Annotated in this window: 16 protein-coding genes; 2 read left to right on the forward strand and 14 right to left on the reverse strand. The window is 41.8% G+C overall.

Annotated elements, in window-relative coordinates:
- Positions 1 to 8: 8 nt before the first annotated feature.
- Positions 9 to 1,547, forward strand: a complete 1,539-nt coding sequence (locus QUF78_RS26405) for an aminotransferase-like domain-containing protein (RefSeq protein WP_353957930.1) — start codon at positions 9 to 11, stop codon at positions 1,545 to 1,547.
- A 181-nt stretch (positions 1,548 to 1,728) separates the two neighbouring features.
- On the opposite strand, the gene QUF78_RS26410 is transcribed toward QUF78_RS26405, so the two are convergent.
- The 9 genes from QUF78_RS26410 to ssb all read right to left on the reverse strand — a co-directional run bounded on the left by QUF78_RS26410 (position 1,729) and on the right by ssb (position 13,490).
- On the reverse strand, positions 1,729 to 2,142 hold the full coding sequence (locus tag QUF78_RS26410) for a hypothetical protein (RefSeq protein ID WP_289327027.1): 414 nt from the start codon (positions 2,140 to 2,142) through the stop codon (positions 1,729 to 1,731).
- A gap of 782 nt (positions 2,143 to 2,924) precedes the next feature.
- Complete coding sequence (locus QUF78_RS26415) at positions 2,925 to 6,662, reverse strand: S8 family serine peptidase (RefSeq protein WP_289327028.1); 3,738 nt, start codon at positions 6,660 to 6,662, stop codon at positions 2,925 to 2,927.
- A 207-nt stretch (positions 6,663 to 6,869) separates the two neighbouring features.
- Positions 6,870 to 7,772, reverse strand: a complete 903-nt coding sequence (locus QUF78_RS26420; protein WP_289314337.1) for an ABC transporter permease — start codon at positions 7,770 to 7,772, stop codon at positions 6,870 to 6,872.
- A gap of 12 nt (positions 7,773 to 7,784) precedes the next feature.
- The gene (locus QUF78_RS26425) at positions 7,785 to 8,789 is read right to left on the reverse strand and encodes an ABC transporter permease (RefSeq protein WP_289327409.1); all 1,005 of its coding nucleotides are present in this window, start codon (positions 8,787 to 8,789) and stop codon (positions 7,785 to 7,787) included.
- A 115-nt stretch (positions 8,790 to 8,904) separates the two neighbouring features.
- Positions 8,905 to 10,521 (reverse strand): ABC transporter substrate-binding protein, encoded by a 1,617-nt coding sequence (locus QUF78_RS26430; protein WP_289327029.1) that lies wholly within the window; start codon positions 10,519 to 10,521, stop codon positions 8,905 to 8,907.
- Between the two features lie 41 nt (positions 10,522 to 10,562).
- Positions 10,563 to 11,531, reverse strand: coding sequence for an ABC transporter ATP-binding protein (locus tag QUF78_RS26435; protein WP_289314335.1), 969 nt, complete (start codon positions 11,529 to 11,531; stop codon positions 10,563 to 10,565).
- A complete protein-coding gene (locus tag QUF78_RS26440; RefSeq protein WP_289327030.1) occupies positions 11,512 to 12,516 on the reverse strand; it encodes an ABC transporter ATP-binding protein in 1,005 nt (334 codons plus the stop codon). Before QUF78_RS26440 ends, QUF78_RS26435 begins: the two co-directional genes overlap by 20 nt.
- Positions 12,517 to 12,961: 445 nt before the next feature.
- Positions 12,962 to 13,108: a hypothetical protein gene (locus QUF78_RS26445; protein WP_289327031.1), complete on the reverse strand. Its 147-nt coding sequence runs from the start codon at positions 13,106 to 13,108 to the stop codon at positions 12,962 to 12,964.
- A gap of 19 nt (positions 13,109 to 13,127) precedes the next feature.
- The gene (ssb, locus tag QUF78_RS26450) at positions 13,128 to 13,490 is read right to left on the reverse strand and encodes a single-stranded DNA-binding protein (RefSeq protein WP_289327032.1); all 363 of its coding nucleotides are present in this window, start codon (positions 13,488 to 13,490) and stop codon (positions 13,128 to 13,130) included.
- 367 nt (positions 13,491 to 13,857) lie between these two features.
- Between ssb and QUF78_RS26455 the strand changes: the two genes are divergently transcribed.
- Complete coding sequence (locus QUF78_RS26455) at positions 13,858 to 14,292, forward strand: YwpF family protein (protein WP_289327033.1); 435 nt, start codon at positions 13,858 to 13,860, stop codon at positions 14,290 to 14,292.
- A gap of 119 nt (positions 14,293 to 14,411) precedes the next feature.
- On the opposite strand, the gene QUF78_RS26460 is transcribed toward QUF78_RS26455, so the two are convergent.
- The 5 genes from QUF78_RS26460 to QUF78_RS26480 form a co-directional block, all read right to left on the reverse strand.
- Entirely contained in the window at positions 14,412 to 14,714 is a 303-nt protein-coding gene (locus QUF78_RS26460; RefSeq protein WP_289327034.1) for a hypothetical protein, read from the reverse strand.
- Positions 14,715 to 15,010: 296 nt separating this feature from the next.
- Positions 15,011 to 15,439 (reverse strand): 3-hydroxyacyl-ACP dehydratase FabZ, encoded by a 429-nt coding sequence (gene fabZ / locus QUF78_RS26465; RefSeq protein ID WP_034315755.1) that lies wholly within the window; start codon positions 15,437 to 15,439, stop codon positions 15,011 to 15,013.
- A 126-nt stretch (positions 15,440 to 15,565) separates the two neighbouring features.
- On the reverse strand, positions 15,566 to 15,820 hold the full coding sequence (locus tag QUF78_RS26470) for a DNA-directed RNA polymerase subunit beta (RefSeq protein WP_230159095.1): 255 nt from the start codon (positions 15,818 to 15,820) through the stop codon (positions 15,566 to 15,568).
- 154 nt (positions 15,821 to 15,974) lie between these two features.
- Positions 15,975 to 16,823, reverse strand: coding sequence for a flagellar hook-basal body protein (locus QUF78_RS26475; protein WP_289327035.1), 849 nt, complete (start codon positions 16,821 to 16,823; stop codon positions 15,975 to 15,977).
- A 55-nt stretch (positions 16,824 to 16,878) separates the two neighbouring features.
- Positions 16,879 to 17,718 carry a flagellar hook-basal body protein gene (locus QUF78_RS26480; RefSeq protein WP_289327036.1) on the reverse strand — a complete coding sequence of 280 codons (840 nt, stop codon included), beginning with the start codon at positions 17,716 to 17,718 and terminating at the stop codon, positions 16,879 to 16,881.
- Positions 17,719 to 17,761 lie beyond the last annotated feature (43 nt).

Consider the following 17,761-nt stretch of genomic DNA (forward strand, 5'->3'; position numbering starts at 1 on the left):
TCAGTATAATGAAAAAAACAAAGGAAATGACCATCCATTTGGTTGGTTTTCAACCCAACCAATTTATAATGAATATAGACCTGAAAGGAGTGATTTTTCGTATGATCATCGAATGGAGACCTAACCGGACATCCAACATATCACTTCACCGACAAATAGTGGATTGGATGAAACAACAAATAACAAGGGGGGAATGGCCCGTTGCGACCAAGCTTCCAGCACAACGTTCAATGGCCGATTCCTTTGGCGTTAACCGAAGTACCATCATTACAGCTATAGATGAGTTGATTGCAGATGGACTATTGGAAACCAAGGTAGGGTCCGGCACCTTCGTTTCGAATAATACATGGAATGTGCTCGTCTCCAGCAAACAGCCCGACTGGAGAAACTATGTCCGAAATGGCCTTCATGAACCTAATTTAAAAACGATTCAGGACATTAATCAGTATGAAACAGACACCACCATCATCAGATTAGGCACGGGCGAACTTTCACCGTCTCTCCTGCCGACAAAAAAAATCGAAAAGACGCTGCATTCCACTTCTTTCGATGCCCACTCATTGGGTTATTCTGAACCCAAGGGCGATAAAAGGCTCCGCCAATGTATAAGTGTTTATTTAGAAACAAAAGGGGTCAAGGTAAGCCCCAGCTCCCTCATGATCGTTTCTGGCGGGCTTCAAGCACTCCAATTGATTTCAGTCGGTTTACTTCAAAAGGGATCAATGATTTTACATGAATCCCCTTCCTATTTAAATTCTGTTCATCCTTTTCAATCTGCGGGCATGAACTTAGTAGGTATATCAAACCATGGCCGGGAAAGTATTCCCACACAAATAAAGCGAATCATTGAAAAGAAGAAAGCGTCACTGTTTTATACTGTTCCAACGTTCAACAATCCAACAAATACTACATGGACAAAAGAAGAAAGACAAAACCTCCTATCCATATGCAAAAAAGAACAGATTCCGATTATTGAAGATGACGTATATAGTGACTTGTGGTTTGATAAGGAACCACCGCTACCTATAAAATCACTTGATGCAGATGGCCTTGTATTGCACATTGGCAGTATGTCCAAAACGTTAAGCCCCGGATTGCGAATCGGATGGATTGCTGGTCCAATAACTGTGATTGAACGTTTAGCAGATATTAAAATGCAAATGGATTACGGTTCCAGTGCACTTTCCCAATACCTTGTGGCAGAATGGTTGGCAAGTGGTCAATATTCAAAGCATTTAGAGTGGCTAAGGCATGAGTTGATAGTACGTAGAGATTTTACATTATCTCTTCTCAATCAATATTTTAAGGGACTGGCAGAATGGGAAATACCTCAAGGCGGATTTTATATATGGTTAAAATTATGTAAACCCATCGTGAATCCAAATCTTTTCAAACAAGCGATAAAGGAGAACATACTCCTTAATCCGGGGTACATATATGAACCAAATAACACGACACATCTACGGCTTTCATATTCATACGCCTCGGAGGACCAATTAGCTTATGGCATTCAAACCCTTTCAAAAATCATTCGGCAGTTAGTTTGAATTCTTGATTGATCAAAAGCGCCTAATCGTATTGAGACATTAATGGAGCTGCTCGTGGCAGCCCCCATTCATATTGAACTGAACAATTTACATGTACCGGGTAACGAACCTTGTCGAATTACGTTCCACTTTTAACGAAAGTGACCAGCTTTAATGTCCTGCCTAAGAAAGGTAAAGAAAGTCACGGAGTGCCTGATTTCCTTTTTACGTTCCATTCTTTCAGTTGGATGATGAAAAAAGAATGGTGATTTCCATGATTGATCATGATATGATCGAGGATTTCGGTAAGCGCCTCCCCCTTATTCTGATGATATTGATCTGAACTTTCCTCAATGGTGATTTTTTCTTGTTGGGGGTCATAATTAATTGATGTTTTAGCACCCTTTTCAAAAAAAGAAAGGGCTACCTCCTCAAATAGCGGAAAATCCTGATAGGGTGAATCTGAGCGGGGCTCTTTTTCAAATGGAGAATTGACGTGCTGAAGTGCATCAAAGAAACTCGGTTTTGTAAGTGATGAGTCGCTTCCTTTTCTTTCAAATTTCACTGTAATTCCACGATTATATACCTTTTTGCTCGAATACTTCTTACGATACATAGATATCCTCCTTTTTTATCAGTTCTTTATACCTAATTCCTTCACCTTTCACTATTTACCTGCTAGATAATGAAAATACTTCCTCACTAATAGATTTCCATATTAGCACGGTGAAAACGCAGCAAACTACTCCAAAATCATCACGAAAGAATTCATACTCCAAATTCATAATCCGGAAATCTTTTTACGCAAAAACAGCCCTCTTGGATAAGAGGGCTCATACTGTAAACAAACTCGATAATAATTGATTTTACCAACAGTTTTTTTGAGGGTTTGTACACAATTCGAACGGTGATTTCCACTCCAGGCACTCGCTTTCCGCGGGCGGTCCGGGTGCCTCCTCGGCGCTCTTTGCGCCTGTGGGGTCTCCCTTGGACACGCTTTTCCCGCAGGAGTCTCGTACCTTCCGTTCCAATCAACTGGAATGTTTTTTTAAAGAATACTGTAGGTAAACTCGCTTTTCTTCGTCAAAAGGAGGTTCGGATTGGACTACCCCGAACCTTGATTAGAAAGGAAAACTTGGTAATCCTTCATGTTTTTTTACTTTTTTATGGAATGAAACCCTCATTAGATTGAAGAAATTTGCGACACTCCTGCCGAATAACTGGCTAGACGAGACCCCACAGACGCTTGCTTTGATGCGGCTTGGCAGACAGTCGGCGGAAAGGGAGCGGACTTCTGAAATAAGCTGGAACGTTTTTCAAAGAAAAAAACTGTAGGCAAACTCGCTTTCTGCGAATTTGTCTACAGTCTGAACCCATGGGTAAGAGGGCTGCCTTTCGTTATTTTTTTGCTTTATTGATGTTAAAGGATTTCTTCGATTCATTTCCTGCAAGATCGGTCACCTTAAATTCAAACTTGTTGTTGCCTGATTTAAGCGGCAGTTCCAGATCCTCTATCTTCTTCTTATAGGCACGCATTTTATATGGTTCCTTGAATTCATTATAGAATACTTCGCTTCCGTTCAGGTAAAGGCGGATTTCATCGAAATTATCTTCTACCGTCACATCCACTTTTGGATTTTTCCCTTTGAATCCTACAGTTGCCGGTACGCCTTTAACTTTTATACCTGGTTTTGTTGTATCGACCATAATCGTCCGTTTAAAGGAAACCGTGTTATCCCATTTGTCTGTCGCTTTAACCGTAAAGCTTTGGACGCCGTCCTCGAATTTCTTATCATATGAGAATTCATATTTATTATTCGTTTTGTTATACGTTACAGGGATCGTTTTATTATCTATTTTAAATTCCTTTATTTCCGACGCTTCTTCAATATCTCCTGTTATTTTGATTTTCTTTTTATTGTTCACGCTTAATGCTTCAGGACTTTTTATCTTTACAGCTGGTGCATGATTATCGATTGGAGCTGAATCACTGGCTAATTCAGTTTCAGCTGTTTTTTCATTACCTGCAAAGTCAATTGCCACTACTTGAACCTTCTCCCCTTTTACATCAGGTAGGGTGAATTGTTTCGAATTCGCCGGGAGCGGCTCCTCCATGATGGATGCTCCATCGACTTGCACATCGTAATAAGCAAGTCCTGAACCATTCAAATTATCCTTACCTTGGATGGTTAATACATTGCCTTTTTTCGAAATCTTGACTGTCGGCTTTACCGTATCGATTTTGATAGGCATTTTAAAAGTCTGCCATTTTGCACCCTCGTAATCTATCATCGCTTTGATTTCAAAATGATAGACCCCATCCTTAGCAAGTGCATTATTGATTTTACCGTCCCATTTACGGGCTGGATCAAGTGAGTATGCGGTCCCTTCCCCACCATCATAATAGTCCTTACGCACATTATTCTCTGTGCGAAGTTTCCGGACTGATTTGTTTTCACCATTCAATATATTATATTCTACCTTTTTCGCATTCCTTAAGAATGATAGGACAGGCACGAAGTCATCCTGCGCTCCATCGCCATTTGGGGAAATCGCAATATTTTTGCCATTAAATGTTTTCCCCGCAGGGTCGTAGCCAAGATAAGTGAAATCTTCACCTGCTGTCGATACTCCACCTGCCATGCCATAGAAAGACTCTTTATCATATTTAGTGCCATCAAGGATTGGGGCCTTGTCCCACTCCCCTTTAAACCCTACATAGGGTACATGCAGTTCCGGATTAGTGTCAGCTGGATCCTTCAATGAAATGAAGCCTTCAACAAAATATCCGTTTGGAAAGACCTTGTCAACGTCTACAAGAGTCTGAAGGTCATCGCCAAGTACCTTTGCATCGGTTATGTCCACCTTCACTTCGAATGTAACCGATTTTTTTGCAGGTACGGTAATCTTATTTGTATCTTTATTATTGATTTTAATCGAAGCGTCCTTAATTTCCTGTGCCTCTAACTGGTGCGCGGAATAACCCAGTTGTCCCTGGATTGCATAGTCTGTTTGGATATTTCCTTGTACATCATACTTGACTGCTTTGTTGCTGAAGTTTTCAACCTTTAAAGTAAAGGCGAACTTATTGCCGATCTCCTTCATTGCAACCTTCGCTTCTTTCGTGAACGCCTCCGTCACGACAGCAGGTGTGGACAATGCGGATTGCAGCTGCATGACTCCAGCTCCCTGCCTGCGAGGCGAGTATGGATTCTCCCATTCTAGGGCGTTATTGACGACCCCCTGATCCATTAATGGCTTTGAAGTATTCATCATCAGGTTCTTAGCCAAATTGGCCCGGGCAGATCCATCTAATTTAAAGTCTTTATCCACTCTTTCAAGAACAAGTGCAGAGCCTCCGGATACATGTGGCGCGGCCATCGAAGTACCGCTCATCATTCCATATTCATCGTTGTTCAACGTCGAATAAATCTGTCCGCCTGGAGCAGTGATTTCCGGTTTGAAATCCAGGTTCGGTGCGACTCCCCATGAACTGAATGCGCTCATTTTTCCTGCTTCTGGATTTACAGCTTTTGTTTTATCACCATTAAAGGTAATCTTCACCTTTTCTCCATCAGTTAAGGCCGCTTTCAGCTTTGCACCATCCGATTTCAACATAAACAGCTGAGGAATCGTGATATTTTGATCTGTAGCCATGGAAATATATCCATCAGCATTATTGTAAATAATGACTCCTGTCGCTCCTGCTGCCTGGGCATTTTGCGTCTTTTCAATAAAAGAAAGCGTGCCGCGCTCGATGAGGGCGAACTTGCCCTTTACATCCACTTTGGAAAGCTCCTCTGGCGTCCCAAGACCTGCGGCAACCAAGTCATGCGTTTTTTCTTTTAAAGCATTGGGATGTACGCTCGAAGCCGACATGAACGGCGCTTTTCCTACTTGCCCATTTATATCATAAGTCGCCGCATCCAAATCCATATAGTTATTCTCGACCGAGGCCACTTGTACCGAGTCATAAGCAAGTCCAGGTGAACCTGAAACGCCAATATCCGGGTTCGAGGCTGATGGGTTTGCAAATCCATTTCCAAAGTGAGCCGAATTTCCTGCTGAAATCGACATGAGGATTCCATTATCAACAGCTCTGGATACTGCCTGCTGCTCCGGATCTTCTGCTGATACAAAACCTGCAGTTGAGCCAAGGCTCATATTAAGCACATCCGCCCCAAGGATGATTGCATCGTCAATTGCCTTAATATATATATCTCCCCATGTTGTCTGCATGGCGGGATCATTCCCGAAGACCTTTAAAGCAAGCAGCTGGGCTTCAGGAGCGACCCCTTTAATGCCGCCATTCGCTTCATCTCCATTGGCACCAGCCGTCCCTGCTACATGCATTCCATGCATGGAGGCCCCTTCACCAAGGTCAAGGATTTCTTCATTTTCATCCATGTAATTATATCCATAAGGTACCTTCGCCGTATAATAGTTGCCTAATAGATGGCTAGATTCCTTCATTCCGCTAATTTCACTTTCAGTCAGTTCTGCCTTATTCTCGTCATTCAGGACCATATCACGGTGAGATGGGTCGATTCCAGTATCGATAATCCCGACGACCATCCCTTCCCCTTTATATCCATATTCCCTCCATGCTTCCTGGGCTTGGACAAGTTCTTTACTATAAAGCATCTCAGGTTTTTCTACAGGACGTTCATATTCATTCGCTATATGTACTTCAGCAACTTCAGGCATGGCTTCCACCTTTTTGATTTCACCATACTGAAGTTCACCACTGAACCCATTGACGACTGTGGTAAAACTTTCAAGTTCCTTGAAAGCTATTTTCTTCTCTTTCACCTTATTTTTCAATTTCTTCTGAACAGCTAATTTTTCGGACTTTAATTGTTGTTTCTTATTTTTCGATAGCTGTTTAAAAAGTTTCCCTTCTTTCGAAGCCGTTTCTATTGCCGGGGCTTCCTTCATCTCTACGATGACCCTGACCTTCTCGTTGCTTTTGTATTTCTTCCCCAAATCATTTTTCTTCAGCTTTATAATGCTTTCCTTATTCTTCTCACCTGCACTGCCCGAACCGGTCGGGGGATCTGGGAGCTTGGCTGCGGAAACGCTTGCAGTAAATACTAATAGAAAGATTGCTAGAATGGACAAGCTACGTTTAAACAATGAACTTTCCTCCTCTAAAATAATGTATTTTTGGAATATTCTTACTTAGTATAAAAATATCACAACTTTTGGGGTGAATTTAAGAGATAATAGTCACTATTTTCCTATTTCAAACTAGGATATTGTCATTATTTTTCATATTTTAATAGATTTACAAGATAGACGACAAAAAGATGGTGATGTTAAAACTAACATCACCTTTTACTTCTAGTTTTTCATTCTTGGATCCAGAGCATCACGCAGGCCATCGCCCATTAGGTTAAAGCCGAGTACCGTAAGCATGATCGCAAGCCCAGGAAAAAGAACCGTCCATGGTGCTTGAATGATGAATGCTCTGGAATCGGCAAGCATTTTTCCCCACTCTGGTGCTGGCGGCTGTGCACCGAGACCGAGAAAGCCAAGTGCTGCACACTCAATTATGGCAGTAGCAATCGCCAAGGTACCCTGGACGATAATCGGTGCAAGGCTATTCGGAAGGACGTGATGAAGGAGAATGCGGCCATCTCCCATTCCAATGGCCTTCGCGGCCGTTACATATTCCTCTTCTTTCACACTTAAGACCCGTGAACGTAGAAGCCGGCCAAATATCGGGACATTGACGATGGCAATGGCAATAAGTGCATTGCGAAGGGAAGGTCCCAAAACGGCCACGACAGCAATGGCCAGCAAGATACTTGGAAAGGCCAGAATGATGTCAAAGACCCTCGATATGATCGTATCTATCCACCTACCGTAATAACCGGCAATGATTCCTAAAAAAGATCCAACCACGACAGACCCGGCTACAGATAAGAAGCCGATCCCTATTGATATGCGCGAGCCATAAATGACCCTGCTCAAAATATCACGGCCAAATTCATCCGTTCCAAACCAATGTTCCGCAGATGGTGCCAAATGTTTATCACTTAGCTTTTGTCCCTCAAATGAATAGGGTGCTATTAGCGGTGCGAAGACGGCTATTAAGATGAAAAATAAAACAATCCCCAGACCAACAAGGGCTACTTTATTTTTCTTAAAGCTTTTCCATCCTTCCTTCCAGGGAGAGATGACTTTTTCCTCTGCCTCTTTGGGAGGAAGGATTGGCGATGTATTCGTTGCTATTTCAGGCATGAGTTTCCCTCCCTATTTATACTTAATCCTAGGATCGATTGCTGCATACAACAAGTCCACAACTAGATTAATCATGACGAACAGAAAGGCGATGACGAGAATTCCGGACTGTATGACCGGATAGTCCCGAGATAGTATTGCATCATAAATATATGTACCGATACCCGGCCACCCAAAAATGTTTTCCGTTAATATGGCGCCGCCTAAAAGTAATCCTGTCTGAAGGCCGATAACTGTAACCACTGGAATTAAGGCATTCTTAAAGGAATGCTTGTAAACAACCCAAAACATTCTCATTCCCTTGGCACGAGCCGTACGAATGAAATCCGATCTCATAACTTCCAGCATGGACGAACGTGTCATCCTTGCAATAATGGCCATTGGAATGGTCGCAAGCGCAATTCCCGGCAAAATGAGATGTTTGATCACTTCGAAAAACTGATCCACTCTGCCAGCAATGAGTGTATCTATCAAATACAGACCGGTTATGGCCTCAACAGGATCCCTGATATTGTCCCGCCCTGTCGTCGGTAGTAAATCCCATTGTATTGAAATGATGTATTGCTCCATTAATCCCAGCCAGAATATAGGCATGGACAAACCAATCAACGCAATAACCATTGCTACATAATCAAACCATGAGTTTTGGAACCAAGCTGATATTATCCCTGCATTCACACCTATGACTACTGCAATGATCATGGCGATCAATGCCAGTTCTATCGTGGCCATGAGGTATGGCCCAATTTCTTCAGAAACCGGACTATTCGTTTTTAACGATACACCCAGGTCACCCTTTAACAGGCCTGATAAGTAATCCCAAAATTGAATGAACCAAGGTTTATCCAAACCAAGTTCCTTTGTCATTGCAGCGACTGCCTCTTCTGTTGCTTGCTGCCCTAGAATCACCTGTGCTGGATTTCCAGGAATCGCCCGAATCATCATGAATACAATAAATGCCATTCCGAGTAACACTGGAATGAGAGATCCTAAACGTCGTACGGTATAGGAAAACAAAACAATCACCCGCCTTTTAAATAAGGGTCCTTCGAAGCGCCCTCGATCATTTTGAAATGCATTCCATAACAAAACCGGGAAGCATGCAAGATTCCATACTACCCGGTTCGTACGGTTAATTTTCTAGAGAAACATTCACAAGGGATTGAGAACCAGTTGGATGTGGAACAAACCCTTTGACTGTCTTAGATCCGGCTAGCTGCGGTAAAGAGTGGACAAGTGGAACCCATGGAGCTTCATCATGGATGATTTCCTGAGCTTTTCCATATAACTCATTACGCTTGGCTTCATCTGCCGTGGACTGGGCTTCAATCAGTAGCTCATGAACTTCATCGTTTGCATAACGGGCATAGTTGTTGGAGCCGATATTATCTTTATCCAATAATGTATAAAGGAAGTTATCCGCATCTCCATTATCGCCTGTCCAGCCCATCATGAAGGATTGAGCTTCACCAGCCTGCACTTTCTCTAAATATGCAGCCCATTCGTACGAAACGATATTAGCTTCGATGCCGACTTGTTTTAGGCTTGCTTGAATGGCTTCAGCCACTTTTTGACCATCTGGCATATATGGGCGCGGTACCGGCATTGCCCAAAGGTCCATTTTAAACCCGTCTTCAAGTCCAGCTTGTTTAAGCAGTTCTTTCGCTTTTTCTACATCGTAATCATAGTCTTCGACTTTGTCATTGTAGCCAGAAACGGATGGCGGCATAGGATTCTTGGCAGGCTCTGCAGTGCCTTCATAAAAATTATCAATGATTTCCTTTTTGTTGATCAAATGCGAGATTGCTTGACGTACTTCTTTCTTGTCGAATGGTGCTTTCTCAACATTGAAAGCAAAGTACCCGACGTTCATGGATGCACGTTCGAATATTTGCAGTTTGTCATCTCCTGTAACCTTACTGATATCACTTGGGTTCAACCCGTCCATCAGGTCGATTTCACCCTTGATTGCAGCATTTAAACGCGCAGAGTTATCTTTAATGACCTTAAACGTGATTCCATCAAGTTTTGGCAGTCCATCTTGCCAATAGTCATCGTTTTTCACCACTTCAATCGTATCGCCAGGTTTCCATGATTTGAATTTGAAAGGACCTGTACCAGATGGATTCTTGGTGAAGCTGTCTCCCTCTTTTTCAAATCCAGTCGGACTGGCTATTGCAAATGTAGGCATGGCAAGGTTTTTCAGGAATGGAGCCTGCGGACGGTTCAAAGTGAATTCCACCGTGCTTTCATCGATAGCTTTTACTTCTTTGATCACATGGCCCTCATCACCTTCAAATCCTCCGAACATGGAAGCATAGTAAGCAAATTTACCTTCATCCTTACTTTGCGCCCAGCGTTGAAAGTTTTTTACGACCGCATCTGCATTGAAATCAGTACCATCATGGAACTTGATGCCGGTTTTCAATTTGAATGTGTATGTTTTTGCGTCATCGGACACTTCCCATGATTCTGCAAGACCCTGATTAATTTCCGTATCATCTTCCCCATATTTCACAAGCGTTTCAAAAATCTGCTGTGTGACGATGAATGATTCTCCATCGGTTACGATAGCTGGGTCAAGACCGACCGCATCTCCGCCTTTACCGTAAATCAATACGCCGCCTTTTGCATCACTCGATCCCCCTTTACCATCATCTTTCTCTTTTGATGTAGACGAGGAGCATCCCGCAAGCGCTAGTGAAAGAGCCAGGATACCAGTCAACAATAAAGCTAATGTTTTCTTCATATTCTTCCCCCTTATTTTTGCGAATATATGTATACGTCGTGTCAATTGTATAAATGACAAGCAACGTAGTGACCAGGTTTATGTTCATGCAGGATTGGCTTTTCCGTTTTGCACTCTACCATGGCTTTCGGACACCTCGTATGGAATGGACAGCCGCCAGGCGGGTTTGATGGGCTTGGAACATCTCCCTGCAGGATTACCCTATCCCCCTTGTATTCCACATCCGGGATCGGTACGGCCGATAATAAAGCCTGGGTATATGGGTGAAGGGGATCTTCATAAAGTCCCTCACTTTCCGTCAATTCAACTATATGTCCAAGATACATCACACCGACACGGTCGGAGATATGCCTTACCACTCCAAGATCATGGGCAATGAATAAGTAGGTCAAATCAAAATCTTCCTGCAAATCCTGCAGGAGATTCAAGACCTGGGCCTGAATCGAAACATCCAGTGCAGATACGGGCTCATCGGCGATGATCAGCTTGGGGTTTACGGCAAGTGCCCTCGCAATGCCAATACGCTGCCGCTGGCCACCACTGAATTGATGCGGATACCTTTTAGCATGGTAACTGCTTAAGCCAACAACCTTAAGGAGTTCCTGTACACGGGCCTTTCGCGTCTTTTTATCTTTAACCCCATGGACGATGAGCGGCTCTTCCAATATTTTTTCAATAGTATGCCTGGGATTGAGGGAAGCGAATGGGTCCTGGAAGACCATCTGCATTTCACGGCGCATCTTTCTCATTTCACGGGAAGATAAAGCCGTCAGGTCTTTTCCTTCGAAATAAACGTTCCCCTCACTCGGCTCAAGCAATCGAAGCAATAATCTTCCCGTTGTCGACTTTCCGCAACCGCTTTCTCCGACAAGGCCTAAAGTTTCCCCTTTATAAATGGAAAAAGACAAACCATCCACTGCCTTGACCTCTCCAATGGTCTTTCCTAGAACCCCTCCTTTAATTGGAAAATGTTTCTTTAGGTTTTCTACCTTAACCAATGTTTGATTCATGCAGGGCAGCTCCTTTCCCATCTTCATACAGCCAGCAACGAACATGCTGGCCCTCATCAAATTTCATAAGAGACGGTGTCTCATTCAAACATCGCTCCATGGCATGGGAGCACCGAGGGGCAAACTGGCAACCGAGGCTGCTTGTCCCAGGTTTTGGAACATTACCCGGTATCGAGTAAAGTCGCTCTTTCTTTATCCGCATATCCGGAATCGACTGAAGTAATCCGACCGTATAAGGATGCTTAGGATTTTGGAAAATCGTTTGCACATTTCCTTCCTCTATTACCTTGCCGGCATACATGACAATGACACGTTCACACATTTGCGCCACAACGCCAAGATCATGGGTAATCATCATGATTGCTGTATCTGTTTCTTTATTTAAATTCTTCATTAACTCTAGGATTTGTGCCTGGATCGTCACATCCAAAGCCGTTGTCGGTTCATCGGCTATAAGGAGTTTCGGCTCACAGATCATGGCCATTGCTATCATGACCCTTTGTCTCATTCCACCTGAAAGTTGATGCGGATATTCATCAATCAATTCCTCGGCACGACCAAGGCCAACCAGCTTCAACATTTCTACCACTCTTTGCCGAGCCTGCTTTTTGTTCCATTTTTTATGTATCCGAAGCGTCTCCACCAACTGCTCGCCAATAGTGAACACAGGATTCAAACTTGTCATCGGTTCCTGGAATATCATCGCTATATCATTCCCGCGAATTTTTCTCATTTTCGCTTCAGAGGCATTTGCGATATTCTCTCCTTTAAAAAGGATTTCTCCCTCCACCTTACCAGCAGGTGAAGAAACCAGACCCATGATGGACAAAGAAGTTACGCTTTTTCCGCATCCTGATTCTCCTACAATACCTAAAACTTCACCAGGATTGACGTGAAAATCGATTGAATTCACGACAGGGATCACCCCATCGTCAGTACGAAAACTGGTTCGCAGCCCACTCACCTTAATAATTGGTTCGTCCATCAAATCACTTCCTATATATAACTTTTTTTCCAATTATATTATTGGGTTTATTATTGCATCAAAATTAAAATATTACAATATATTTTCTAAAAATTCTAACTTGACAGAATAATTTTTTTATTTTATTTAAATTCACACATTTTGGCATAAAAAAAAAGACTGCTTGTTTGCAGTCATTAAAGGAAGGGAATCAGAAAACTTGATTCCATATGAGGGTAAATCGGAGTTCCCAGCGAGGAAAAAGCTATATTAGCCTTTGGGGAATGAAGGGGTGAAAATGAACTCTATATACTACAGTCAAGCTTAACGGAATTTTTCCCGTCATCGAAATATTTTACGCATTTGTTCAAGTGCTGAAATACGTTGCATTAATTTTTCATTATGTTCATATAAATACTTGTTTTGTTTATCCAATTGAGTATGCTTCAAATTAATCTGTACTAATTCATGATTCATTATTGGAAGTTTTCACATGGGTCTTCCCCAGATGATGGATTAAATCACTAATGAGTTCTTCCATCCGCTTTTTCTTTTGTATGGTCTTATAAAGCTTGCCTGCTCCTGCCCAGGCAAGCTTCATATCCTCACACATGATCAACCTCCACATAAGTCTATAAACCAATATGTTCAATCTCCTTGGGCTTAACATCTTTTTGTTTAGACCCAATGAATTGAACCCTCTCGGCGACTACTTCAGTTACATATACATATTTACCCTCCTGATTTTCATATCTCCTTGTTTGTATTCTGCCAGTTATGCCGATTATGGCACCTTTTTTACAATACTGAGCAGTATTTTCAGCCGACTTTTTCCATATGATACACTGTACGAAGTCCGCCTCATAGTCACCAACAGTATTACGGAAGTTCCGGTTGACTGCTAATGTGATATTGGAAACAGCCTTGCCGTCGGGTGTGTATCTTAATTCGGGATCCTTCGTAAGCCTGCCGACGAGGGTAACTTGGTTAATCATTTTTTCACTCCTTCCTCTCTAATATGCTTTTATCATACTCTTTCTTCCATCGATTAAAAAATGAAGAAAATGGGCTTATTACACCCTTTTTCTTCTTAAAAAACCGTTTGAACTGATGCAAAATCATTTTTTGTCGATCAAAATTTAATAAAAAACGAATAGTTAACAAAATTAAATATTTTGCAAATTTTTATTCAATCCTTCATAATTTAGACAATTGTTGGGTTTTCATTTCATTAAGGGACTGTTTTTTAGTATGATATAATTACCTTTAAAAGGATTAATCGATATGAACCATTCCGGAAGATTAAAATTTACGTTTAAGAGCGGTAATTACCACTCTTCTGGCAAGAAACGGAGGAATTAGATGAAATCATTTAAATTGATCTCGTTGCAAATTGTTACTGAGAATTTAAACTTGATTGATATTGCATTAACAGATGGACTGATTATAAATAAAGAAAACGACGCTAGATCATGGTTACTTGAGGCCTTTGTAGAAGAAAATCATTTCAAAGAGCTTGAACCCTCACTTCCAAATATAGACGGAGAGGTATATATCCAAGCCGTCATTACCAAAAAGGACAATGAACCGGCCCTGTTTCACACTGCTTTACGCACAATAAGAAAAGTAGGTAACCATTATAGCCTCTTATTCGTTGGTCACATCCAAAAAACGCGGAGCAAATATGCAGAACTCCTTCTAGAAGATTTGGTCCAAAAGGGTCTTGCCGGCGATGAATTAATAAAAGAGTTCAAGCAAAAAATCCGCTCAAAGCCTAAATTGGCAACAAATAAATAAAAATCCTTCCCATAATTCCCATCCCCTAATCGAATGGACATAAAAAAGACTGACTTAGACGAATAAGGATGTAAATCCTCTTCTTAACTAAGCCAGTCTTCTTTGTCAATCTAAGCTAATTACTTATTGTTGTCGCCCTTTTTTTCAGCGTCTTCAATCAAGTCATCGGCATCATTATCAACGTTATTATCAACGTCATTCTCGTCGTTATCAAGCACTCCATTATCATTATCATTATCATTCATGTCCTTATCATCCGTGCCGTTGTTATCATCTGTACCGTTGTTATCATCTTCAATGATGTTGTTATCTTCTTCTGGTGCGGGATTGTTGTTGTTGTCATCATTATCCGTTCCACATCCAGCAAGGAACATAATGGATAATAAAGATCCCCCAAGTAGTGCAAAAATTTTCTTCATCATTATTGGCAACCTCCCTTCTTTCTTTATCATTAGCTATTTTGCCCGAATGTGAAAATAACTTGCGTCCTATTTTAAATTTAAAAAGAAAATCCGCTTATTGGAATTTAATCATTAAAAAATGCCGGACATAAAAATGTCCGGCATTCAAAGGGAGAATAGAAAATTCTAAAAACCGCTCTTGCTTTAAAAAAGCAATGCAGTGCTATTTATATACACCGCTTCATGCTTCCATAAACCATTTTTTTGAAAAATATAGTTAAATTAGTCCCGTTCCCGGAAAATGAATGCATTACTTCTTATTTGTCACCAAAAGCAAACATGATATCGGCTTCACATGCTGTTTCCCCATCTACCGTTGCCACTGCTTTTCCTTTACCCATTGACCCTCTCATACGCACTATTTCCACTTCAAGACGTAGTTGATCACCTGGTTTTACTTGCTTTTTAAAACGGCAATTATCAATCCCAGCGAAAAATGCAAGCCGTCCTTTGTATTCTTCTTGTTTCAAAACGGCTACAGCGCCAACTTGCGCTAATGCCTCTACAATTAACACACCAGGCATAACTGGGTAATCGGGAAAATGACCATTAAAGAATTCTTCATTTGCCGAGACATTCTTCAATCCCACCGCTCTTTTCCCTTCATCTATTTCTATGATCCGGTCCACTAATAAAAACGGATAACGATGCGGAATAATTTCCTTTATTTGTGTGATATCAAGCATATTTGTTCCTCCTATGAATTCAAAATTTCAAATATAACGTAAACTCGCCCCTGTCATGAAGACAGAGGCGTAGTTGCCATGTAATATAAATCCGATAATGACAGCAACTACTCAAAAAACATGGAACTACGCGCCCTTGTTCACTATATCAATAATATGGGTCCATGTGGATTTTTGGAAAACATCCATTGCATGTCCTCCACCGATCACACTGTATCCCAATAGTGCCCCGGATAATACAGCAATGAAAATCAATCCGATAACAATGAGTAAACGAAGCCAAATTGGCAAAAGCCGGACCTTGATTCTACGATTCGGTTTCGTCTCAACTTCCTTTATCTCTTCTTCAATTTGTTGTCTCATTACACGATTTTGTTCCATATTGAATGTGAAAGCTCCTTTTAAGAAAACTCGCCGACTGATTTTAGAAATTCAGCAGCTATGCAAAAATGATAGGCACGAATGATTCTGTTATGAATTCATTATAACCGATTTGCTCTAATTCCGCAGGGAGACATTTTATTTACCAGATACCTTAACGGATTCCATTGACTAATCCGCTCATTTGATCAGCCATCGTTACTGCCCGGGATTGAAATTGGTAAGACCGCTGAACATTGATTAGATCCGTCATTTCTTTGGAAAGATCGACATTTGAGGACTCCAGAGTGCCTTGACGGACTGCTGCCTGGTTGCGGGAATCCCCTGTTAATTCAGTCATGATATCTTCTTCAGTAACACCCAAGGCAATGAAGTTTTCGGGCATGCCAAGTAAATTTCCCCCTAGCCGGTCAAGAAATTGTGGTTTCTTTACCGAGACGATTCCTAGCCCAAAACTACTTTCGCCATATTCTTCCGTATCCACTATCAATATGCCATTTTCCGAAATCTTAATGTCTTTAATATTTCCCTCCATGAGGACCGGTTCACCATTTTCATCAAGGACTTTATGTCCCGCAGAGGTAACGAGCATCATTTGATCGGGATCATTGGCATTAGGAGATAAATAAAGGGACCCATCCCTTGTAAGCCTTGTATTGACCCCATTATCGTCCTGAACGCTTACGGTGAAGAATTGGTCCTCCCTAGTGATTGCAGCATCAAGATTACGGTCCGTCGTCTTTAAGGCTCCCTGTGAAAGCACCAATTGAGATTGGCTTATCTTAGCACCTGTTCCCTGTCGAATGCCAGGTGTGGTCAACCTTCCTTTTTCCTTGGTATCACTCGGTTGATTATTGAAACTCTGTGTCAATAAGTCATTGAAACTCGTTTGGGTCTTTTTGTAGGCAGTCGTGTCCACATTAGCGATATTATTACTTATTTGATTGATTTTACTTTGAAGTTGGTTCAGCGTATTGGTCGCTGTCATCATGGTCCGATTCATGGATTTTCCCCTTACATGTTCAAATTCCCAAAGGCATTTTTCTTCTAATGTTCAATTAAAGCCTGCCAACTTCATTGACCGCTTTATCCAAACTTTTATCATAGGCTTGAAGAACCTTCTGACTCGCTTCAAAAGAGCGGTATGCCGACATCATTTCTGTCATCGATCTCGATTGGTCAACATTGGAGCCTTCAAGAAAGCCTTGCTTAGTAGAAAAACCAATATCTGCAGCCGCGTATGCGTTAGGTAATTCCCCATCATTCACTGCCTTATAAAGGCCTTCCCCATCCTTCATGAGCTGTGATGATGGATCATCTGAATAACCGATGCCCATACGTGCCGTTTGAACATTTCCTTCCAAAATAACACCGTTTTCCGTTACAGTGAACCGATCGCTATCAAGCTGGATCCGTTCATTATTTTCGTTCAATACATAATGACCGGCAGGTGTAGTCAGATAACCTTGCCCATCTAGAGTGAAATTGCCGTTACGCGTATAACGGACGTCGCCCTCACCATCCTGAACAGTAAAAAACACCGACCCTTGCCGGCCGGTTTCTTCATTGATCGGAAGGTTTTCATCAGCCAAGGATATATCCGTATTAAGCTGGGTTTCCTCCAATGTACCCTGGGTAAATAAAGGATTCGCCTCCTGTACGTAAACGCCCGTACTGAGCCCCCCAACCTGGGATAATTGAGACATACTGAATTTGTTCTCCGTAGGAATCGTTTTACCACCTATATTGCTGATAAGCATTTCAGGAAACGACCTTACACTCGTTTGATCCGCTTTATACCCTGTTGTATTCGCATTGGACATATTGTTTGTGAGCAATTCTGTGCGCCTTTGCTGTGTAAGCATCCCGGAAGCAGCCGTATAAAAACCTCTTAACATCTTCTTCACTCCTCATTCTACATAACTTATCCCGTTCAATTTC

Origin of the sequence: Peribacillus sp. ACCC06369, from assembly GCF_030348945.1 — a bacterium.
Classification (GTDB): Bacteria; Bacillota; Bacilli; order Bacillales; family DSM-1321; genus Peribacillus.